Annotated in this window: 20 protein-coding genes; 8 read left to right on the forward strand and 12 right to left on the reverse strand. The window is 56.7% G+C overall.

All coding sequences use genetic code 11. The features are described 5' to 3' along the window. Nucleotides 1–21 precede the first annotated feature (21 nt). The 5 genes from AM218_RS07220 to AM218_RS07240 all read right to left on the reverse strand — a co-directional run bounded on the left by AM218_RS07220 (nucleotide 22) and on the right by AM218_RS07240 (nucleotide 8203). Nucleotides 22–1281, reverse strand: a complete 1260-nt coding sequence (locus AM218_RS07220) for a hypothetical protein (RefSeq protein WP_231717565.1) — start codon at nucleotides 1279–1281, stop codon at nucleotides 22–24. An 8-nt stretch (nucleotides 1282–1289) separates the two neighbouring features. After that, on the reverse strand, nucleotides 1290–2597 hold the full coding sequence (locus AM218_RS07225) for a DUF2851 family protein (protein ID WP_054413202.1): 1308 nt from the start codon (nucleotides 2595–2597) through the stop codon (nucleotides 1290–1292). 131 nt (nucleotides 2598–2728) lie between these two features. Continuing rightward, nucleotides 2729–3373 (reverse strand): outer membrane lipoprotein periplasmic chaperone LolA1, encoded by a 645-nt coding sequence (gene lolA1 / locus AM218_RS07230; protein WP_054413204.1) that lies wholly within the window; start codon nucleotides 3371–3373, stop codon nucleotides 2729–2731. 131 nt (nucleotides 3374–3504) lie between these two features. Beyond that, on the reverse strand, nucleotides 3505–6381 hold the full coding sequence (locus AM218_RS16500) for an FtsK/SpoIIIE family DNA translocase (RefSeq protein ID WP_054413207.1): 2877 nt from the start codon (nucleotides 6379–6381) through the stop codon (nucleotides 3505–3507). A 112-nt stretch (nucleotides 6382–6493) separates the two neighbouring features. Beyond that, entirely contained in the window at nucleotides 6494–8203 is a 1710-nt protein-coding gene (locus tag AM218_RS07240; protein WP_157547568.1) for a DUF6044 family protein, read from the reverse strand. A 120-nt stretch (nucleotides 8204–8323) separates the two neighbouring features. On the opposite strand from AM218_RS07240, the gene AM218_RS07245 reads away from it, so the two are divergent. After that, nucleotides 8324–8764, forward strand: a complete 441-nt coding sequence (locus AM218_RS07245; protein WP_054413211.1) for an STAS/SEC14 domain-containing protein — start codon at nucleotides 8324–8326, stop codon at nucleotides 8762–8764. Here the strand turns inward: AM218_RS07245 and xerD are convergent. Continuing rightward, a complete protein-coding gene (xerD, locus tag AM218_RS07250) occupies nucleotides 8761–9660 on the reverse strand; it encodes a site-specific tyrosine recombinase XerD (RefSeq protein WP_044513454.1) in 900 nt (299 codons plus the stop codon). The two genes, AM218_RS07245 and xerD, sit on opposite strands and share 4 nt — an antisense overlap. Before the next feature lie 162 nt (nucleotides 9661–9822). Between xerD and aroQ the strand changes: the two genes are divergently transcribed. The 5 genes from aroQ to AM218_RS07275 all read left to right on the forward strand — a co-directional run bounded on the left by aroQ (nucleotide 9823) and on the right by AM218_RS07275 (nucleotide 13424). After that, on the forward strand, nucleotides 9823–10269 hold the full coding sequence (gene aroQ, locus AM218_RS07255) for a type II 3-dehydroquinate dehydratase (protein ID WP_054413213.1): 447 nt from the start codon (nucleotides 9823–9825) through the stop codon (nucleotides 10267–10269). Between the two features lie 107 nt (nucleotides 10270–10376). Then, nucleotides 10377–11438: an aminotransferase class V-fold PLP-dependent enzyme gene (locus AM218_RS07260; protein ID WP_054413215.1), complete on the forward strand. Its 1062-nt coding sequence runs from the start codon at nucleotides 10377–10379 to the stop codon at nucleotides 11436–11438. Nucleotides 11439–11549: 111 nt separating this feature from the next. Then, nucleotides 11550–12113, forward strand: coding sequence for a MarC family protein (locus AM218_RS07265; protein WP_054413216.1), 564 nt, complete (start codon nucleotides 11550–11552; stop codon nucleotides 12111–12113). 51 nt (nucleotides 12114–12164) lie between these two features. Then, nucleotides 12165–12635, forward strand: a complete 471-nt coding sequence (gene rnhA, locus AM218_RS07270; protein ID WP_054413218.1) for a ribonuclease HI — start codon at nucleotides 12165–12167, stop codon at nucleotides 12633–12635. Between the two features lie 66 nt (nucleotides 12636–12701). Next, nucleotides 12702–13424: a tRNA1(Val) (adenine(37)-N6)-methyltransferase gene (locus AM218_RS07275; protein ID WP_054413221.1), complete on the forward strand. Its 723-nt coding sequence runs from the start codon at nucleotides 12702–12704 to the stop codon at nucleotides 13422–13424. A gap of 13 nt (nucleotides 13425–13437) precedes the next feature. Here AM218_RS07275 and AM218_RS07280 read toward each other — a convergent pair whose 3' ends face one another. Continuing rightward, nucleotides 13438–14784, reverse strand: a complete 1347-nt coding sequence (locus AM218_RS07280) for a saccharopine dehydrogenase family protein (RefSeq protein WP_054413223.1) — start codon at nucleotides 14782–14784, stop codon at nucleotides 13438–13440. Between the two features lie 240 nt (nucleotides 14785–15024). On the opposite strand from AM218_RS07280, the gene cdd reads away from it, so the two are divergent. Then, nucleotides 15025–15519, forward strand: coding sequence for a cytidine deaminase (gene cdd, locus AM218_RS07285; protein WP_054413225.1), 495 nt, complete (start codon nucleotides 15025–15027; stop codon nucleotides 15517–15519). Nucleotides 15520–15527: 8 nt separating this feature from the next. Next, complete coding sequence (locus AM218_RS07290) at nucleotides 15528–16205, forward strand: alpha/beta hydrolase (RefSeq protein WP_054413228.1); 678 nt, start codon at nucleotides 15528–15530, stop codon at nucleotides 16203–16205. A gap of 59 nt (nucleotides 16206–16264) precedes the next feature. On the opposite strand, the gene AM218_RS07295 is transcribed toward AM218_RS07290, so the two are convergent. The 5 genes from AM218_RS07295 to AM218_RS17025 all read right to left on the reverse strand — a co-directional run bounded on the left by AM218_RS07295 (nucleotide 16265) and on the right by AM218_RS17025 (nucleotide 21063). After that, the gene (locus AM218_RS07295; protein WP_054413231.1) at nucleotides 16265–17023 is read right to left on the reverse strand and encodes an SDR family NAD(P)-dependent oxidoreductase; all 759 of its coding nucleotides are present in this window, start codon (nucleotides 17021–17023) and stop codon (nucleotides 16265–16267) included. A gap of 7 nt (nucleotides 17024–17030) precedes the next feature. After that, nucleotides 17031–17828 carry a type IX secretion/gliding motility protein PorT/SprT gene (gene porT, locus AM218_RS07300; RefSeq protein WP_054413233.1) on the reverse strand — a complete coding sequence of 266 codons (798 nt, stop codon included), beginning with the start codon at nucleotides 17826–17828 and terminating at the stop codon, nucleotides 17031–17033. Next, complete coding sequence (ubiE, locus tag AM218_RS07305) at nucleotides 17777–18505, reverse strand: bifunctional demethylmenaquinone methyltransferase/2-methoxy-6-polyprenyl-1,4-benzoquinol methylase UbiE (protein WP_054413235.1); 729 nt, start codon at nucleotides 18503–18505, stop codon at nucleotides 17777–17779. Before ubiE ends, porT begins: the two co-directional genes overlap by 52 nt. Before the next feature lie 126 nt (nucleotides 18506–18631). After that, nucleotides 18632–20647 (reverse strand): OmpA family protein, encoded by a 2016-nt coding sequence (locus tag AM218_RS07310; RefSeq protein ID WP_071843719.1) that lies wholly within the window; start codon nucleotides 20645–20647, stop codon nucleotides 18632–18634. Between the two features lie 65 nt (nucleotides 20648–20712). After that, complete coding sequence (locus AM218_RS17025; protein ID WP_231717566.1) at nucleotides 20713–21063, reverse strand: tetratricopeptide repeat protein; 351 nt, start codon at nucleotides 21061–21063, stop codon at nucleotides 20713–20715. Nucleotides 21064–21419: the final 356 nt, after the last annotated feature.

Raw genomic sequence — 21419 nt, forward strand, 5'->3', positions numbered from 1 at the left:
CCCTTTTGCCCGCCTGCCAAGCTACCGCAGCCAGCGCGGTACCTGTAACCAGCGCGCTACGTAGTCGTTTTGCAGCAGTAAAAAGACCAGGAATGGCAGAAACGCCACGCGGTACCGACTGAGCGTGCCCAGGTTGGGGGTTGTCAGGCCAATGAGAGCCGCCAGCATGAAACAGTAGAATCCAAAAGCCAGCACCACAGTGAAAGGCAGCTTACCGGCCCGTCCCCGCATAACGGCCCATACACTCAGGAGCAGAAGGGAAATAAACGCCAGATTTTCTATCCCGCTGACCACATATTTCAGTTCCCAACTCTCCCCCGGTAAGGGCCGCACCACCGCATTCAGAGCGGCCAGCGGGGCATAGCTTGCAATGCTACCGAGCGTTGGTTTCAGGTTTTGATAATGTAGATGCGGCTTGTCTTGGGATATTTTTTCAAGCTCAGCATAGCTGTAGATAAGCTGGCTGGTGAATTTATTGGCTCGGAAAACCGGGCTGATCATTCCCGCAAACCAGGCTCCCCCAGCAAACAGTACCAGCAACAGGCCGAGCTGCATCCAGTTAGACAGCTGAAGCTTCATCCTCTGCAGCACCCGAATCAATAAGAGAAAGGCGAGGGCCAGAAACAGGAACACGGCAAAGAAAAACCGCATCTTGAATGCTAACCATATCAACACGACTCCTCCCACCACAGAATACCACCGCACCGGGCGGTTGCCATAGCCTTTCTGCAGTACCCACGCAGCCAGCCAGGCCAGGCTACCTAAAAGCACGGCTTCCTTGGTTATCCCCGCCGACCAGAACACTACACTAGGCCAAGCCAAGAAAGCAAGTGGAGCAGCTAAAGGAGGCGTGGCGGGAAATAATTGCCCCACTACTTTGGCCAGCTGCCAGCATCCAATAAAACTGAATAAGGATAGGTACAAAGCATTGATCCACGCTATGCCGCCAGTCATCAGATTTAACAAAGACAGGAGCTTTATAAAAAAGAAAGTATTCGAGAAGCCATGGAAAATCAGTGCTTCCCCCTGAAACCGGAAGGTTTCTGCGCCCAGCGTTGCTACCCAGGCTTGCGGATCGGCCCAGGCTTGCTGCGTCATTAAGACCGACCATTCCTGGAAATATTCCGCATCATCCGACATACGATACACGGAGAGCAGACCCACCACAAGTTTCAGCGCAAGCAATGGCCATAGCAGCCGACCAATGCGGGGCTCCTGACGCTGTTTCTGCAGCCAGAATATCAATGCGCTTAATACTCCCGCATTCAGCAGGATAGCCACCGCAACTCTCACTTCAACGCCGAGTTATGCCGCAGAATACGGCTGCCAATGGCGCATTCTACGCAGCGTAGGGGCTGGCAATACGCGGTAGCCAGCATCAGGAGGCCCTGAGAGTCGGCGGCGGTGCGGTGGGTGAAAGGCAGACCCTCATAGAGGGCCAGCACATGGTTTTTTTCGGCGGGTAGTTCCGTGAGTAATTGTAAGGCAGCTTCTACCTGCTCCGTCTGCCCTACTGAGCGGGCATACGCTACGCGCAGGGGCACCACCACATTGGTAATCAACAGATGCATACTGCTGCGGCCCAGCGCCGGCACTTTGCCGGCGCGACCAGGGCGGTAATGGGTACGCCAGTACACTGAGCTTTCGTTACTGAAGAACTGCTCCAGCACGGCCACATTTTGCGCGGAGAGCAGCGCATCAAACAACAAAGGCCGGGCATGCAGCAGCGCGGCCAGCTGCGCCAGACGTGCAGTAGGGAAATTGGCCGGGCGCATGCGCAGAAAATTCCACTCGTGCTCCTTCAGGCCTGTATTCTCAAGGTCATATTTATGGCGCAGGAATTCGTATTCCGCCCGTAGCATTTGAACATATTCATCGGCTATATCTTCTGCCTTTTCGTTGGCAGCCGATAGAAAACCGGCCTGCCCAAACAGCAGGGCTTCCGTTTGCAGCAAATTGTGGCGGTGACGGCGGAGAATGCGCAACGGCAACGCCTTAGCCAGCCGGGCCAGCGGCTCGGTGTTTTTGCGGAAGCCGAAGCCGGCCGCCAGCACATGCCAAGCCGTGGCCTCCCAGTCGTTATCCAGTTGCTGGTGTAGCAGTTGCACGGTAGCCGATTTGCGTTCCATGCGCTCCAGCAGCGCCCGGTCTACCATAGACAGACGCGTGATTTCTGGAATCTTGGTTAAGAAAGGCGCGCATGGTAAAGTAGCAGGTGGTGCGGTCTGGAGCTGCTGATAGGTGTGCAGCATCTCTAGGGGAATACGCCCTGCCAAGGCCAGCGTGGGAATAGGCGTACCATCGGTGCGGAGCACGGGCTGGTCGGCGGTGAGCACCACGTGTAGGATTACCTGGTCGTAACGCGCGTCGGTCTGGTGTTGGTGGCGGTGCCAGTCGGAAGCGCGCAGATGAATTTCTACGGCGCCGTTCCACTCCACCTCCCCCAACTGCAGGCGGGCATTTAGAAAATCGGGGCCGGCATCGGTGTTATGAAAGCCGGGGTGCAGTACCGTCAGCAGCTCGCCGGTTTCAGTGAGCAGATTTTGTTTGTCGAAATACTGCTGTTGCCAGACGTAATGGAGAAAGTCTTCCCGCATAGAAATTGCCACGCTACCAATACACAAAGAAGGAAAATATAATCTACTAGTGGCTTCAATTTATTGGTAAAAACCAAAACGGCCCGCCTCCGTGCAAACGGAAACGGGCCGATCTAAAAATTTAGATTCGCTTAGCGCAGGTCAATCACCTTCACGCCTTTGTACTTGGCTTTATCGAAGGAGAAAGTAGTGGCATCCAGGGGTGGGTTAGGCTGGAACTTCTTGATGGTGAAGGTATAGCGGTTGCCGTTCTTCTTGAACATCTTCCAGCTTTTCACCGAGCGGTCCTTCTTGCTGACATTCAGGCGCACTTTGTACACGGAATTGTTGCGGTCCTCGGGCGACAGCTCAATAACATCCACTGCCTCCCCGTTTTCCTTGGATTCCTGCACGTAGGAGTACTTATAGCCCTTTTTATAGAGCGTATAAATCTGGGAGGGCGAGATATCCTGGTCTTCCGGATCGTAGTCCGAGATATTTACCTCGTTTTCCGACTTCATGTAGGTCCACATGGTCTGGCCGTTGTTGATGACCTCCTGGCCATTCATTTTCAGCCGGAACTTGGTGCCACTCACCGTAATGTCGCCGCTCAGGTTTTCTTTCACCTTAGCCGTAGGGTTTTCCAGGGTTTGCGTGAAAGCAGCTTTAAAGCCATTAAGCGCCTGGTATTTGGCACTCATCTGGTCCAGAATTTTGCCGGCTTTCGGATCCTGCTGCGCGTAACCAATCTGCACAGCAGTAGCGGACAGGAGCAGCAGAGACAAGAATTTTTTCATTTAGAAGAAAGAAGATGTGAAATCAGAGCTAAGCAATAAGAACCAAGAACCGGGCCGAGAGTTTCCTTGCGAATCGCTCAACATCAAAAAACAGCCGCGAAGTTCTACGTTCTGTTGCTGTTTCTGATTTCTTACTTGGGCAGGCTATTCAACAACTGTTCCAAACTGTATTCATCGGGAATTAAAACCTCGCGGGCTTTGCTGCCCTCAAACGGGCCCACAATGCCGGCGTGCTCCAATTGGTCAATTAACCGCCCGGCGCGGTTGTAGCCCAGCTTCAGGCGGCGCTGCAGCAGCGAGGTACTCCCCTGCTGGTGCGTGACAATAACGCGGGCCGCTTCCTCAAACATACTGTCACGGGTAGACGGGTCGAAATCTTCCGCGTCGCCGCTGCCACTGCCGCTTTCCCCTACCACTTCGGGCAGCAGGTAGGCATCGGGGTAACCCTGCTGCTCGCCGATGTAGTCGCAGAGGCGGTCAACCTCCGGCGTATCGATGAAGGCGCACTGCACCCGGATGATATCGGAGCCCTGCGAAATCAGCATGTCGCCCTGCCCCACCAGCTGGTCGGCACCGCCGGCATCCAGAATGGTGCGGGAGTCGATTTTGCTGGTCACTTTAAAGGAAATCCGGCAGGGGAAGTTGGCCTTGATGATACCCGTAATAACGTTTACCGAAGGGCGCTGCGTAGCTACAATCAAGTGAATGCCGATAGCGCGGGCCAGCTGGGCCAGGCGCGCAATAGGCGTTTCCACTTCCTTGCCGGCCGTCATCATCAGGTCGGCCAGCTCGTCAATTACCAGCACGATGAAAGGCATGAAGCGGTGGCCCTTCTTCGGGTTGAGGCGGCGCTCAATGAACTTGCGGTTGTACTCCTTCAGGTTGCGGCAACCGGCATCCTTCAGCAGGTCGTAGCGCCGGTCCATTTCCATGCACAAGGAGTTCAGCGTGTTCACCACCTTCTTGGTATCGGTGATGATGGCCTCGTCGGTATCAGGCAGCTTGGCCAGGAAATGGCGCTCAATCTTATTGAAGATGCTCAGTTCCACCTTTTTCGGATCGACGAGCACGAATTTTAACTGGGCCGGGTGGCGCTTGTACAGCAGCGAAGCCAGAATAACGTTCAGACCCACTGACTTACCCTGACCCGTGGCACCGGCCATGAGCAAGTGAGGCATCTTGGCCAGATCCACCACAAAAACTTCGTTGGTAATGGTGCGGCCAAAGGCAATGGGTAGATCCATTTCCGTGTGCGCAAACTTCTCAGTGCTAAACACCGAGCGGATGCTTACCATCTCCTTCTTGGTATTTGGCACCTCAATACCAATGGTGCCTTTGCCAGGAATGGGAGCAATAATCCGGATACCCAAGGCAGCCAGACTCAGGGCAATATCATCTTCAAGACTCTTGATTTTGGAGATGCGCACGCCGGCATCGGGCACAATTTCATAGAGTGTAACCGTGGGGCCGATAGTGGCTTTGATGCTGGCAATGTTGATACCGTAATGGCCCAGCGTCTCTACAATGCGGTCCTTATTGGCTTCCAGCTCCTCCTTGCTTACCTGGGCCTTGGCCACGCCGTAGTCGTTGAGAAGCTCCAGCGTGGGATACTGGTAGCGCGAGAGGTCCAGCGTAGGGTCGTAGTTCACGGCGGGCATGGTTTCCATGTCCTCATCCTCGTCGGCAATGGTGGCCATATCGGCGCCGGCAGCGGGGTCGAGCTCCTTGGAGTCCTCAATCTGCAGGGCCGGCTTGGCAGCTACTTCGCGGCGGGCGGGTAACGGGGCGTTGTCATCGGCCAGATCAGCCATAGACAACGGGGTGGGCACTCGGGCGGCCACGGGCTCGGGGTCGGCGGGGGCCTCAATAGAGAAACTGGGGCCAGCCGCCATACCACCGGCCTTCAGGGCAGCACTGGCTACCGCGCTGGTGGCTGCGGCCGCAGGTGCTACGCTTAAGGGCATAGCAGCCGCGGGGGCTACATTAAATGCGGGCCCAGCTACGGACCCGGTGGTCACAACCGGCTCATCTATTTCCTCTTCCGGCTCGGGTTCAGTGGGGCTGGCAGCGGGAGTTGCGGGCGTACCAACGCGCTTCAGCGTCATACCGAGCGCCTCCTCTTCCTCCTCATCCTCTTCAAAAGAGGAAGAAGCGCCGTTGGCGGCAGGGTTAAAGGCCGTTACGGCGCGCTCGTACAAGGGAGCATCCGCGGGCTTGCTGGCATCGTCGGCCTCCTCCCCTTCCGTGCTTCGGCGCAGGTTGAGGGAGGTGACGTTGAAGAAGAAAACCACGAACGAAATCAGCAGAAATGCCAGCAGCAAAACCGTGCCCCAGCCAATGAGGCTGTCGAGCCACAGGGCCACCTCATAGCCAATGCCGCCACTCAGGAAGTCGAGGCTGTGCGCGAGGGCGGGGTCGGCGTCGGGCGTTTCCAGGGTGAGGACGACGTAGCCCATCAGCACGCTCAGCCAGCCCATGACAAACAGGCAGAGTGCCAGCACATAGCTGATGGATACATCCTGCCGGCGGAAGACAATTTTATAACCCAGGAAGAATACAATGGGAATTACGGCAAAGGCGGCCACGCCAAAACCCTTGTAAATCAGCACCTGCGCCACCACGGCACCCAGCAGGCCCAGCCAGTTGCCCGACTCCTGCCCGGCTTCCTTCACCGAGGTGCTATCCACGCTTTGCACTACGCTTTGGTCGGCGTGCCCGGTCAGCAGGAACGAGAGAAAGGCAATGGTGAGGTAGATAGAGGTCAGCAGAAAGAAAAAGCCCAGGAACAGCTGAAAGCGCCGGTCGCGCAGGAAGCTGAACACGCCCTGGAAAGAAGGGAGCTTCAGGGGTTGGCGCGGCGCCTTGGGCGCTTTGGCGGCCTTGGGAGCAGTGCGTCGTTCTTCACGCGGCGCCTCGGCGGCCGGCCGGGGCTGGTTGCGGGCCGGACGAGGTTCATTGGAAGCCCGCGAAACCGGCGCAGCGGGTTGCTTGTATGTATTTTTAGCCATTATTCACACACCGAAAAGTCAAATCTACAGGTTTTCCGGCGGGAATTCGGTGTTTTTTTCCTCCGGTAAGCCATACTTTTTAAGCCGTCCGGCGCGGCTTTTTTGCAATTGCTTAAGGCGCTACTTCATACACGTACAGGTGCCAGTAGGCCTCCTGATTGGTGTATTCGCCGCGGAGGCGAAGGCCGGATTGCCCAGGATGCGCCAGGGCTACCGCAGAGAGAATGTAGCGCCCACCCAGGCGCTGAAAGGCCTTTGCATTGAACGCAAAGTGCTGAATGGGCGCGTGCTGGCTGGCCGCTACCCGGAAGTTCTTGCCCAGCTCGGCGGCAAACAGGTAGCAGCGGTTTCCCCAGGCATCAAAATAGGCGCGCAGCTGCGGGTCTTTGGCCAGCTCGCCGGCTATAATGGGCCGGAAGGCATGCTTGTAGGGTAGCGGGTAGTTGTTCTGGTAGCTATCCAGGGTATAAAAACCGTTGAGCTGCGCCACAGACGGCGGCAGACCCAGACACGCCACCCTATACTGCGCCGGATCCTGCCCGGTGTTCTGCCGGATATCCGCTTGAATTCGTGCAAAAAGCTCCGGGGCCACAAAGCGCTGGTAGCTGGGCTCGTGCGGGGCAGGGCGGCCCAGCAGCTCCCGCACCGTTAGCGTCCATTCGCGGTTCATGGCCAGCCCTAATACCAACTGCAAGGCAACCAGGGCAGCGCGGCTACGCCCGGCCGGCAGCGCGCGCAGGGCAATTGCCCACACTACAAACCAAAGCAGCGGCGTAAGGAAGCTAAAGCGGGTAAGATTGAAGGTCCGCAACGGGGGAACCAAGGGCTGCACCAAGGCTAAAAAGGCCGGGTAAAACCCGCAGAAAACAGCCAGCGCGGCAATAATCAAGAGCAGGCTGATGACAGTGCGGAATGGAAAAAAGGTGGCCTTGCAGCGGGCTTGCCAGCCGGCGAGCAAAACCGTCATCAGCATCAGGCCCCGAAAAAACAGGCTGCTATGGTACTGCCCCATCAGAAACTGCTGCAGGGTGCTCCGCAGCTGTCCCGGCAACGTGTGCGGTGCTAACTGCGCGAAATTAAACTCCAGCCGGTGCGGGATAAACTGGTGCTGCAGCAAAGCCGATAGAAGCGGATATTCCACCACTACGTAGCTGATGGTCAGAACTCCGATGCCTGCCCAGGCCCGCCAGCTAACCTGGCGGCTCCGGTAGTCGGAGTAAAATAGCCACGCGCTCAGCCCCGCCAAAATAAACAGCCCGGCCAGCACCATCATCGACCAAAAGGGGAAAGCCAGCACTACCAACCAGGGCCAAAGGCCTGCGCGGCGCTGCTGTAGTGCCCGCACCGCCAGCAGCACGGCCGGCTGCCCTAGTACCGATAATCCATAGATAGAATAAATAGGGAGCAGGGCCCAGGCCAGGGCAACCCCTGCGGCCAGTGGGCGCTGGTCCGGCTGGGGCAGCAGCCAAAAACGCAGCAAGGCATACATGCTCAGCAAGCCTGCCAGCCGCACCAGGGCCATATGAATCAGGTAAGCCGGCAACGGGGGCAACAGCTCAAACATCAGCACCGTAACGCTCAGCCCCGGCCGCAGGGCATTGCGCGGCAGCCCGTTCATAACCTGCGGTATGATGGCTGAAGCCTGATAATTCAGGGCCGTACCCGTTCTAGCCAGCAGATAGGGAACTGAAAGCTCGGCATCCAGATTATCATCTATTAACAGGTAGCTGTGCGAGCCGGCCAGCAGAAACGGAATCAAAAGCAGAAGCAGGCCCAGAAGTGCCAGTAGAAGCGGCGAAGATGTCAGACGGCGGACCAGCATTATTGTTTTAAGCGTAAACCGCCGCAAAAGTAGGGCGCGGCAATGCCCTAATCTATTGTGGTGCCCGTAGAACAAAAAGATTTATACCAGGCACAGGCCCCGTGCCTTTATCCCAACCGAATGATTATTCAGGAACTCAGCTCGCCCGCCCAGCCCCGTTTTTGCACTATCAGCTATGAGCCCGCCGCCGACTGCGTGGTGGTAACCTGGGAGGGGTCTTTAGGGGCCGATGAAGCCAAGCAGGGCGCCCAAAAAACCCTGGAAGTATTGCGGGAGTTGCGGCCATCGTGCGTGCTCAATGACAATAGCCGCGTGATGGTTATGTGGTTTGAAACCCTGCACTGGATAGAGCAGCACTGGGCCCCCATTGCTACCACCTACGGTCTGCGGCACATGGCCCACGTCACGCATCCGGATACCTATCACATTATCATGGAAATAGCCATGCAGCACAACTTCAGCCCTTACTTTGACCTGCAGCTGTTTGATGATGTAGCGCAGGCCCAGGACTGGCTGCAGCATTGCCGGGAACTGGATGCCACTACCCTGCCCCGCCGCTAGCTGCGCGGGTGAAACTCCGTAATAACCTGCTTTAGATAGTCGCGGTCCAGGTGGGTGTAGATTTCCGTGGTGGTGATGCTCTCATGCCCCAGCATTTCCTGCACGGCGCGTAAATCGGCGCCGCCTTCTATCAGGTGGGTGGCAAAGGAATGGCGAAAGGTGTGCGGGCTGATGGTTTTGCGGATGCCCGCTTTTTCGGCCAGCGTTTTAATGGTGGTGAAGATGGTGACGCGGGAAAGCTTGGTCCCGCGCTTGTTCAGAAACACCATATCCTCGTGGCCGGGCTGAATATCCTGGTGGCAGCGCACACCGCTGAGGTAGAAACCCAGGTGCTTCAGGGCATCGCGCCCAATGGGCACCAGGCGCTCCTTATTGCCCTTGCCGGTGACGCGCAAAAAGCCCTGGTCGGCATACACATTGGAAAGGCGCAGCTCCGTCAGCTCGCTCACGCGCAGGCCGGAGGAGTACAGCACTTCCAGCAGCGCCCGGGTGCGGGTGCCTTCGTTGGTGCTCATATCAATGGCCTCCAGCAGCTGTACTATTTCCTCGTAGCTGAGCGTATCGGGCAGCTTGCGGCCGGTTTTGGGGGCTTCCAGCGTGTCGGTGGGGTCTATGCTGAGCTGGTCTTCCATGATGAGGAAGCTATAGAAGGCCTTCAGGCCCGAGAGGGTGCGGGCCTGCGAGGTGGCGCTCATGCCCAGCTCGCCCAGCCAGGCCAGAAACTGGCGCAGCTGAGGGGTGGTTACCTGCTGGGGCGCGGTAGTGAGCTGCCGGCTTTCCAGGAACTGGCGCAGCTTGGCTGCATCCCGCGCGTAGGCTTCAATGCTGTTGCCGGAAAGGGATTTTTCCAGCCGCAAATAGCCTTCGAATTGTTTTAGGTAGATAGACCAGTTCACGGGATAAACGTGGAGCTTAGGAGTTTAGGAAGAGTATTTTGGGTATTTGCGGCCCCGGCAGGTATAAAAGCTGCGGCCACCCCGTAACTTGGGCCACCTCATGGCAGTTCTTGTGGCTTACAAAGCTACAGTTCTGCCGCTCCAAGTCCCTACGCCTCTCCCATGCAAATTCTCCTTCTCAACGGTCCCAACCTCAACCTGCTGGGCCGGCGCGAGCCGGGCATCTACGGTACCCGCTCTTTCGAAGACTACCTGCCCGAGCTGATTGAGGCCTTCCCCAACCTGACGCTGGAGCATTTCCAAAGCAACCACGAAGGCCAGCTGATTGATAAGCTACACGAAGTAGGCTTTACCTACCACGGCGTGGTGCTGAACGCCGGCGGCTACACGCACACCAGCGTTGCCCTGGCCGATGCCGTGGCCGCCATTCATACTCCCGTGGTGGAAGTACACCTGAGCAACCTGCACGCCCGCGAGGAGTTCCGCCAGAAAAGCCTCCTTGGCCGGCATTGCGTGGGCAGCATCAGTGGCTTTAAGCTGGACAGCTACCGCCTGGCGCTGCAGTATTTTGATGGCCTGCGCCCCAAGCGCATGGGGTTTAAAGTATAGTTTCCGGCCGGAATGCTATAACGGGCCGCAGCTCGTTTTACTCGCATTGCCGGGTTGGGCCGCTTACCTTTGCAGCCTCTCTCCTTTCCTCCTGACTCACCTATTCTATGTATACATTCAACCCTGGCCCTTCGCAGGTTTATCCGCAGGTGCGGCAGTACCTGCAGGATGCCTATGATGAAGGCTGGCTCTCGGCCCCGCACCGGGGCGAGCGGTTCACCGGCCTGATGCGCCAGACCGTGACGGACCTGAAAACCCGCCTCAACGTTCCGCAGGACTACACCGTGTTCTTCATGAGCTCGGCTACGGAATGCTGGGAAGTCCTCACTCAAAGCCTCACGCCCACCAAAAGCCTGCACCTGTACAACGGGGCCTTCGGCGAGAAGTGGTATGACTACGCCAAAGCCCTGCGCCCCGCCTCCCAGGGCATGCAGTTTGGCCTCGATGACCTGCCCAACATCACCAATCTGCCCCTCGACAGCCAGACGGACCTGGTGTGCATCACCCAGAACGAAACCAGCAACGCCACACAGCTGCGCGACGGTTTTATTCTGAACCTCTATAACCGGATTGGCAATGCGTTGCTGGCGGTAGATGCCACGTCTTCGCTGGCCGGCATTCAGATGAAGTACATCAAGGCCGATATCTGGTTTGCCTCGGTGCAGAAGTGCTTTGGGCTGCCGGCAGGCTTGTCGGTGATGCTGCTCTCGCCCCGGGCCCTGGACCGCCTGCGGCACATCAACGAGCGGGCACACTATAACAGCCTGGCTTCGCAGTATGAGAAGATGCTCAACTTCCAGACCACGCACACGCCCAACGTGCTGGGCATTTACCTGCTGAGCCGCATGCTGCAGGACCGTCCGCCTATCAAGGCCGTGCACCAGCACCTCACCGACCGCGCCAACAAGCTCTACGACTACTTCGATCAGGCTACCCAGCTGCGCCCGCTGGTGCAAAACCCCGAAACCCGCTCCACCACCGTGGTAGCGCTGCAAGGCCCGCCCGCCCTGATTGATGAAGTTAAACGCCGGGCCCTTACCCAGGGCCTGCAGCTCGGCAACGGCTATGGCAGCTGGAAACCAAACAGCCTGCGCATCGCCAACTTCCCTGCCATTCCCGACGCCGCCTTTGAGCAGCTGGTGCAGTTTTTCGCCAAGGACTTCGCTTAAACAGTGAGATGGTGAACTGAGGAAATGGTGAGTTGACTGGTTGGTGTAAACACCTCAGCTTGGCTATCCTTCCCTGTAACGCACCACTTAACTAGTTCACCATCTCACCCTATGTTCAGCCTCAAGGAAATTACTTCCGTCACGCTTACCCTGTTTGCCATCATTGATATTTTGGGCTCCATCCCGATTATCATTCAGATCCGGCAGCGCGAGGGACGCATTAAATCGGAGCTAGCCACCCTGGTGGCGGGGGTGCTGATGGTGGTGTTTCTGTTTCTGGGGCAAAGCATTCTGGCGTTGTTCAGTGTTGATCTGCAGTCGTTTGCCTTGGCGGGCTCCATCATCATTTTCCTCATCGGCATGGAAATGATTCTGGGGGTTGAAATCTTCAAGCACAACCCCACGGCCGGCGGTACGGGCTCCATTGTTCCCCTGGCGTTTCCCCTCATCGTGGGGGCCGGCACCATGACCACGCTGCTTTCCCTGCGGGCCGTGTACTCTCTGCCCAACGTGCTGGTAGGCATTGTAGCCAACCTGGTGTTTGTGTACCTGGTGCTCAAGAGCAGCCACTGGATTGAGCGTAAGCTGGGCAAAGCCGGCGAAGACATTCTGCGCCGCGTATTTGGCGTGATTCTGCTGGCAATTGCCATCAAGCTGTTCAAACAGAACTTCTAACTTCTCCTGGCAAGCGCCCGGCTGGCGCTTGCCTATAATTTCACTTTCCTTTTGATTCATTTATTTACCGATGGCTCTTCCCGCGGCAACCCGGGGCCCGGCGGCTACGGCGCTATTCTGCGCTATGGCCACCACGAAAAAGAGCTGAGCCAGGGCTTCCGCCTCACCACCAACAACCGCATGGAGCTGCTGGCCATTATAGTGGGACTGGAGGCCATAACGCGCCCGGACATTCCCATTTTGGTGGTCACCGACTCTAAATACGTGGTCGACTCGGTAGAAAAGCGCTGGGTGTTTGGCTGGGAAAAGAAGCCCGATTTCGGCAAAAAAGCCAACGAAGACCTCTGGCGCCGCTTCCTGAAAATTTACCGCCAGCGTAAAGTGCAGTTCCGTTGGGTGCGCGGCCACAATGGCCACGCCGAAAACGAGCGTTGCGACCAGCTGGCCGTGCGCAGCGCCACCCAGGGCCCGCTTCTCATTGATGAAGGCTACGAGCTGATTGAGGCCCGCCGGGCATCTTAAAGCAGCGCCAAGCGCAAGCAGCTATTACTGATAGCTGCGCCTCATTCTTTAATACCGTTCCTTTCCGTGGCCAACTCCTGGTTTCAGTTCAAGCACTTCCGCGTGGAGCAGGGCGCCTGCGCCATGAAAGTGTGTACCGATGCCTGCGTACTGGGCGCAACCGCTCCCCTGGCTACGGCGAAGCGTATTCTGGATATTGGTACCGGCACAGGCCTGCTGGCCCTCATGACTGCCCAGCGGGCACCTGAGGCTTTCATTGAAGCCGTGGAGCTGGATAGTCTGGCCGCCAACCAGGCCGCCGCAAACGCGGCGGCTTCGCCCTGGGCCAGCCGCCTGCGCATACATGTTCTCAGTCTGCAGCAATATGTGGTCACCGCCCCGGGCCTCTTTGATCATATCATCTGCAATCCGCCTTTCTTCCGGCACTCGCTCCAGTCGCCGGATGCGGCGCGGACCACGGCCCGGCATACCACCCCGGATACCCTCCCCTTCTCCACGTTGTGCGCCAGCGCGGCCAAGCTACTCACTCCCGGCGGGCAGCTCACCATACTGCTGCCTCCCCCGGAAATGCAGCATCTGGAACGGGAAGCAGCAGTGGCCGGCTTATACCCCAGCCACCGCATCACCCTGCATCATCGCCCCGGCAGCAAAGCCCTGCGGCACATCACCACCTTCGGCCAAAGTGCCGGCCTGGTAGCTACGCAGGCCTTGGCTATTCACCAAAGTACCGACGAAGGCTACTCCACTGAGTTCCGGGAATTGCTGCGCGATTTTTATCTGGCTTTTTAAGAAGCCCGCCGCGTTAGTTTAAAGCGTATTCGTGCTCCTCGAACCGGATGTTGTAGTCGGCCGCCAGCTCATCCAGAATGGGTTCGTAGATATCGGGGTGCGTTGGAATTACGATTCCGCGCTGGTGCAGCAGGCCCTTCGCCAGACGGCGCACCACCATGCCTACCGGCAGGCCCACGGTTTTGGCCATGGCCGTGTGGGTAGCATCATCGCCCAGCACCACCAACGATGAAGTGCGCCGATGCTGCCGGCCATGCAGGGTGAAATCGAACAGATGCTGCATCACAATCATGTCATGGTCGCCGGCGGCCAGCTGCCATTTCTCGGTGAGGAGGCGCTCCAGCAGTTGCGCAGGGGTGGCATCCGGCAGGTCCAGCGTACGGTCGGTAAACAGGCCCAGCCACGTGAGCAGGGTCATTTCTTCGCCCTGAGGCGGCAGATTCAGATAGGCAGCAACCCGCTCAGGCAGGCTGTTGGAGGTGGCAGCGGGTAGGTAGGCTTCTATCAGTTCCTGCCACGTCATGGCAGCGGAGTTGCCCAGGTGCACGGTGTCATCGGTGAGGCCCAGGCGCACCAGGGCATGCCAGGCGGCGCAGTAGCCCGGGCGTCGCAGGGTACCGCGCAAAATGGTGGGAATGTTGTCTAGGCCGTAGGGCTGGCGGTAGCTCAGCGAGTCACGGTTGGCATAGCCTTCAAAATCGCCGTAGCCCGGCAGGGTCAGCATTTCGGTGCGGGCAAAGAGCTGCTGGTAGGGAATAAAGCGCGGGTGGCCGTTTTCCAGGTATTTCGCGGTGCTCTGCCCGGCCAATACCACATTGCGGGGGTTCCAGGTGAACTTGTATTTCCAGGGGTTAGCGCCCTCGGAGTCCGGGGCCATCAGCCCGCCGCAGTAAGATTTAAAGGAAGTAAGCTCCCCGCCCTGCTCGCGGATTTCGGTTAGCGCCCGCATCGCCGACATATGGTCTAAGCCGGGGTCCAGGCCGCATTCCATCACCAGGGCCACGCCGGCCGCCTGGGCATCTTCTTCCATCATCCGGATTTCGGGGCTCACATAGCTGGCCGTTACCAAATGCCGGCCATACCGCACGCAAGCCTGGGCCACCAGAGGGTGAAACAGCGCCGGCAGCATGGAAATAACAATATCCGCCGCAGGCACCAACACGTCCAGCTGCTCTACCTCGGCCACATCAAAGGAAATAGCCTGCGCATAGGCGCTGTGCGTTGCCAGCACCGGGTCCAGATGCGCCGGGTTGACATCCGCAATGCTCACCTGCCAGTTTTCCAGGGGGGCATAGCGTAACAGGTATTGAATGAGCGAGGAAGCGGAGCGGCCAGCCCCCAGAAGCAGAATGCGCGTCATACCAAACAACAGGGTGGGAAATAATGGCCAATGCTACTAAAATCTACCCAATCCGGCGGTTTTTATATTGGCTAATCCCTATGAGCTTCATAATTGAAGACCCAGGCACGCCATATCCTGTATTGGGGATTGGCATTAATTCATCAGGCGCAATTAAGTCAGCAGGAAATGTAGTACATTCACCGCCCCTTACTCAACCGGGGCCACTATCTGGCTTCGGCACGTTTTTTTTGCCTGCCCATGGCCCACCCGCTTCACCTGACCATCTCAGTAGAGGTACTTGCCTCTGAAGCCGAACTTTCTTCCGCCGAAGCTGCTACCTGGCAGGCGGCCCGCACCGCCACCAACGATGCGTACGCGCCGTATTCCCACTTTCATGTGGGCGCCGCCCTACTGCTGGATGACGGCACCCTTTTTCAGGGTACTAATCAGGAAAATGCTGCCTTTCCTTCCGGGCTTTGCGCTGAGCGCACCGCCCTGTTTGGTCTAGCCGCCAGCCAGCCCAAGCGCCGCATAAAGGCCATGGCCGTAGCCGCCCGGCCCGCAAACGGTGACTTTGTAGCCGTAACTTCCTGCGGCGCCTGCCGGCAGGTAATGGCCGAGTACGAGCACCGCCAGGGCCAACCTATTCCGTTGCTTCTGCCCGGCCCCGATGGCAGCATTTACCGCTTTCAAAGCATGAGCGACCTGCTGCCCTTCGCTTTTTCTGCCAACGACCTGCCCCCGCGCTCCTAGCAGCCGCTATGCCCACCGCCCAGGAACGCCGGCTTACGGTTACCCGCTCCGCCCGCTATTACCAGGCCGGTGAGCTATCAGAAAACACCCGCCATCTGTGGGTAGTCTGCCACGGCTACGGGCAATTGGGCGCGTATTTCATTCGCCACTTCACCCCACTCACCGACGCCGACCCTACCCTGGTTGTGGTGGCGCCGGAAGGCCTCTCGCGCTTCTATCTGCAGGGTACCAGTGGCCGCATCGGCGCCTCTTGGATGACCAAGGAAGACCGCACGGCTGAAATAGCGGACTACATCAGCTACCTCAATCAGCTGGCCGAAACGGTACTGGTGGAATGTGCGGCTGATGTGCAAATTACCGTGCTGGGATTTTCACAGGGTGCTGCTACGGTTAGCCGGTGGTTGGCGCAGGCCACCTTTCGGCCCCAACGGTTGGTCCTATGGGCCGGGGCTTTCCCGCCGGATGTTGATTTTACGGTAGCCTCCCATTTAGCCCAGCGGGTGCCTCTTTCCTTGGTTTGCGGCACCCGGGATGAGTTCATTTCGGCTTCTGACCTGGAAGCTCAGCAGGCTTTTCTGCAGAAGCTGGGCGCAACGCCACAGGTTATTTCCTTTGATGGCAAGCACGAGCTGAATGCCGCTGTGCTACGGCAGCTTCATGCCGCCGATAAAAACCCCTCTATTTAGCACCAAACAAAAAGGCCCCGCTACTAAGTAGCGGGGCCTTTTTGTTTGGTGCTGGGGCATTAGCTCAGCAGTTCTTTTTTAACCAAGGTAGCTGAGGCCTGCGCGGAAGGCAGGATCAGTACCTCGGCAATATTTACGTGGGCTGGGCGCGTTACCATAAACTGAATCAGGTCGGCTATGTCTTCGGGCCGCAGGGGCTCGTAGCCCTGGTACACCGTGGCCGCCCGGTCGGTGTCGCCTTTAAAGCGCACCTCCGAAAACTCGGTGGCAACCAGACCGGGGTTTACCTCGGCCACCCGGATGTTGTAAGGCAATAAATCCAGCCGCATGGCTTTGCTCAGGGCAGCTACGGCCGCTTTGGACGCACAGTATACATTCCCGTTGGCATACACCTCGTGGCCGGCAATAGAACCGATGTTGATGATGTGGCCCCGCTTGCGCTCCGTCATGCCCGGCAATATGGCGTGCGTTACATAGAGCAAGCCTTTCACGTTGCCATCCATCATCTGGTCCCAGTCTTTGGGGTCACCTTTTTCAATGGGTGCCAGGCCGTGGGCATTGCCGGCGTTGTTTACCAGCACATCAACTGCCCGGAACTCTTCCGGCAGGCTTTCTATGGCTGTTTCTACCTCTGCCCGGTCCCGCACATCGAAAGTGAGTATGTGAACCTTCGTAGGGGCCAGCTCCTTCACCAGTGCTTCCAGCCGCTCCCGGCGCCGCCCGGTGATAACCAACGAATAGCCCACGCGCGCCAGCGCTACGGCGGTAGCCCGCCCAATACCTGATGAAGCGCCGGTAATCAGTGCAATTCCTGCCATAAAGGAGTTATTCAAAATTCAGATACAGCGTTACGGCATTCGTGCGCAAACGCTGCAGGTTACGGCTGTATACATCTTCGCCGGGCTGCAGCACATTGGGCAAGCCGTGGGAGAAGCGTAGTTCCGGCGCAAACTTAAAGAACGGATAAAACATATCCAGCCCAACACCATACTCCAGAGAGTAGTCGATGTTATCAGTGCGCAGGTAGCTGGTTTCGGGGTCCTGGCGGCGGTTGGTAACGTTGTAGCTGCCTTTCGCACCGGCTACTACATACATGCGGGTGTTGCGCCGGCGCTCCGAGTGAAACTTTAACAGCAGCGGAAATTCCAGAATGGTACCTCCTACTTCCTGGGTCTTGATTTCTTCCGGATCATCCTCGCTTTTAGGCGAGTAATTGAGGGCCTTATACTCAATGCGCCGCGTGGCAAATGATACGCCTGGGGTAAATCGTAGGGTAAAAAAATCGGCTAAACGGGCATCCCCAATAAAGTTGATGCCAAAGCTGGGCGCCACCAGCGCATTGGAAGAAACCTCCCGCGCATTAATTCGCGAAGACTGCTCTATGCGGTAGCGCGTGGCACTGGCGTTCAACTGAAAGCCGCCATGAAACCATTTCTGATCATAGGCCGGCAGGTTGTTTACGGTGATGGACTTTACCTGGCCGCCCCGGCCGCGCTTGGCCCGGGTGGGGCTTTGTGCCTGGGCCGGATTTGTGAAAGCCAGCAGACTGGCAGCAGCCAGAGCCCAGCAGGTTATTTGGTGGCGGTATAGATAGAGCTGATGCCGAACGTGAGGGGTTGCCATGCAGTATGAGTAAATCCTACTTGCGTGAGGATATTCAGGAAATCGCGCCCATCCGGAAATGCCTGCACCGACTCGGGCAGGTAGGTATAGGCCGCGCGGTCTTTGGAAATCAGCTTTCCGAAAACGGGAAGAATGTGCCGGAAATAAAAATTGTAGGCCTGCTTCATGGGGAAAGCCGTGGGCTTGGAGAATTCCAGAATCACCAGCTTGCCGCCGGGGCGCAGTACCCGGTACATTTCGGCCAGACCTTTGGGCAGGTTCTCGAAGTTACGTACCCCAAAGGAAGCCGTGACGGCATCGAAGGAATTATCCGGGAAAGGCAGGTTTTCTGAATCGCCCAGCTCCAGCTGAATGCGGTTGGCTAGGCCTTTGGCGACCAGCTTCCGGCGCCCTACTTCCAGCATGCCTTCGGAGATATCAACGCCCGTAATCTGGGCATCTTTGGTGGCCGCCCGGAGCGTCTCAATGGCAAAATCGGCCGTGCCCGTGGCAATATCCAGAATGCGCGCCGGCCGCAGCTGCTTCAGCTCGTCCACTGCTTTGCGACGCCAGTAGATATCGGTGCCGGCACTCAGAAAGTGGTTGAGAAAGTCATACTTACCAGCAATGCTGTTGAACATGTTTGCTACCTGCGACTTCTTGCCGGCGGCATCATCTTTATAGGGAACTACGGACATACTTCGGGAGCTGAACGAAAAAAAGGGGGCCGAATTGCCCAAACATAACGCCACACCCGCAATTATGTTGAAAAAAAAGGGTCGGGCTTAATGCCCGACCCTTTTTAAGGCAAGTGTCTGAGGTACTTACGGCTTTACCGTAGTGGTGTCAGTAGGCGTTGCATTCATGTTTGCCGGAGCAGTACGCGTCGAGTCCGTGGCAGGAGTCGTCATCGGAGCCATTTGAGTGGAATCCGTGGCGGGGGTAGTAGTAGGCGTCAGGTTAGCGGGCGTAGCGCCTTCTACCTGCAGCTTGGTCTTACCTTCTGCATCCTTCACTTTGGAGTCGATTTCACCTTCTTTGATGACGGTTTTCGACTCTTCGCCGTTAGGGCCTTCGGTTTTCACTTTCACTTTGTCGCTGTCCTCGTCCACCTTGGTTTTCACCTTGGTGCCATCGGCCATCTTCACTTTGCTCTTGCCGGGTACCAGCTGATTACCAGTGCTGGTACCGGTAGAACCAGTTCCCGTTGTGCGAGTAGTCCCGGTAGTAGTGGTACGCTTGGCACCGGCTGCCGGAGCTGCTGGCTGCGTTACTTTCATTTTATCCATCGACTCGCCTTCTTTCAGAATCACGCGGAACTCAACCCGACGGTTCAGCTGCATGTTCTCGGGAGAATCGTTAGGAGCAGCCGGACGACGCTCACCATAGCTGGTCGTCACCATGCGGGTTTCGCCAATACCGTTGCGCTTCAGGTAGTTGTAAGCAGCATCAGCGCGGTTCTGACCCAGTACCATGTTGTACTCGTCGGTGTTGCGGGAGTCGCAGTTACCCTCGATGGAAATATTCAGGCCGGGGTTGGCTTTCAGGATACGGCCGATGTTGTTCAGCTCCGTAACTGATTCCGGGCGCAGGTTATACTTGTCCGTATCGAAGTAAATCTTCTTGAAGGCAAACATACCGGCACTCGTGGTGTCCATGTACGGCACATAGAAGTTCTTCTCGATAACCGTAGAATCCTTCGTGGCAACCGGTACGGCAAACTCCTCGGTGGTAATGTTCTTACCGTCTTTGGAAACCGCTACCTGGTAAGTACGGCCCGACAGGACGGTTACCTCATAGTTGCCGGAATCAGGCTTGGTTACGTCGCGGTAGCTCAGGGCAGTTTTATCCGCCTGCGTGCCGCTGAACACCAGTTCCACACCCGGAATAACCGTCACACTGTCGCGGGAGGATATTACCTTACCGCGGATGATGGCATTCTTGATGTAGTTGATGGTGTAGATATCTTTTTCACCGTAGCCGCCAATGCGGTACGACGACAGATAAGCATAGCTGCCATCCGGGCTCAAACGATAGTAGCTATCATCATCGGGCGTGTTTACGGGGTAGCCCATGTTCTCGGCCTGGCCCCAACGACGACCAATAGAATCGTACTCCGACTTGAAGATGTCGTAGCCACCCATGGTGTTACGACCCCGGGAAGAGAAGTACATCGTTTTGCCATCCTTGCTCAGGAAGGGGCTGTCGTCGTCGTACTTGGTGTTGATGTTGCTGCCTACGGATTTGGCCGCACCCCAATCACCGCCGGGCTGGCGGGTGGCGTAGTAGATATCAAGCGTACCATCTTCCGAATATTTCCCGGTAGAGAAATAAATCGTCAGACCATCGGGCGTGATGTAAGCATCCGACTCAAACTGGTTGGAGTTGATGTTATCATTCAGGCGCTTAGGCTCGGTCCAGTCACCACCCGCTTTTTCGGAGTAGTAAATGTCGCCGGCTTTGTCTTGGCGGTACATCAGCATCTTGGTGTCGTTATCGAACACCTGAATAGAAGCATCGTGGCCCTTGCCGTTGAGTACACCGCTCAAAGAACGGGGCTTAGACCAGTTCTCGTCGTCAATGCGCTCCGCTTCAAAGATATCCTCGTAGTACTCGCCATCGGAGGCCAGGTTACCCTCGCCTTTCTTGGCACCTTCTGCGGATGTATTAGCACCCGTTACGTTCTCACCCCGCGAGGTGAATAACAGTATCTTGTCGTCGGAAGAAATAACCGGGCTGTGCTCGGAGAAGGGAGTATTAATCGTGGGGCCCAGGTTCTTTACAAAGATGTCCTTGGGGCTGTTGAATAACACTTTAGCGTTTTTGCTGTGCTGAATCAATTGAGCCAGTTCGGCTTTGCGCGTATCCTTCTTCTTCAGGGTTGCATTGTAAGCCTGGTAGTGTGCTACTGCCTCATCAAAGTTGTAAGGTGGTCCACACGGCCCAGCCAGTATTCTACATCCTTTGAAACCTTAGGCTTAAGCCGCTGGGCTTTGTAGATGTAGTCGCTGGCCTTCTCCTTGTCAAAAGACATATAGGAAATACCGGCCCGGAACAGTGCCAAAGCATTGTTGGGGTCCTTGGCCAATACCTGTTCGTAATAAGGAATAGCAGCCCGATAGTTTTCTAAGTCGAAGAGCTTGTTTGCAGTCTTTAGCTGCTTGCGGGTGCTTTGGGCCAGCGTGGGCTGGGCCACCGCAGTGGCAAGGGCGAAGGCGCAAGAAACTTTTAATAACCTTCTGACTACGTTGTCCATTTGGGAGGAGAGTTTGGGAATAAGACGGAAGTTCTCTGAGGGAAAAATCCTCTGCCGAACGCAGAGGGCGTTTTTTAATTGCCCTGTTATACTGAAAAGGCTATTTAAGGTTAGCAACTAGCATCAAACTGGCTAAAAATTGCCGACGTTAAAGAGCTTTTACAGAGGGTATTTTCGGAGAATTCTTGCCAAAAAAAAAGACCGTTTCGGGCAAAGATAGAAACTTTATTATACGTCCATACTTCTATACTCTTTCTTAAGTATAGAAATAGTCAAATATGAGGAAAACAATCAGAAGCCATGTTTTTTCGGCTTCCGTACTATATTTCGATTCATGCTAAACTGCGCAAATATAA

The organism is Hymenobacter sp. DG25A (assembly GCF_001280305.1).
Taxonomy (GTDB): domain Bacteria; phylum Bacteroidota; class Bacteroidia; order Cytophagales; family Hymenobacteraceae; genus Hymenobacter.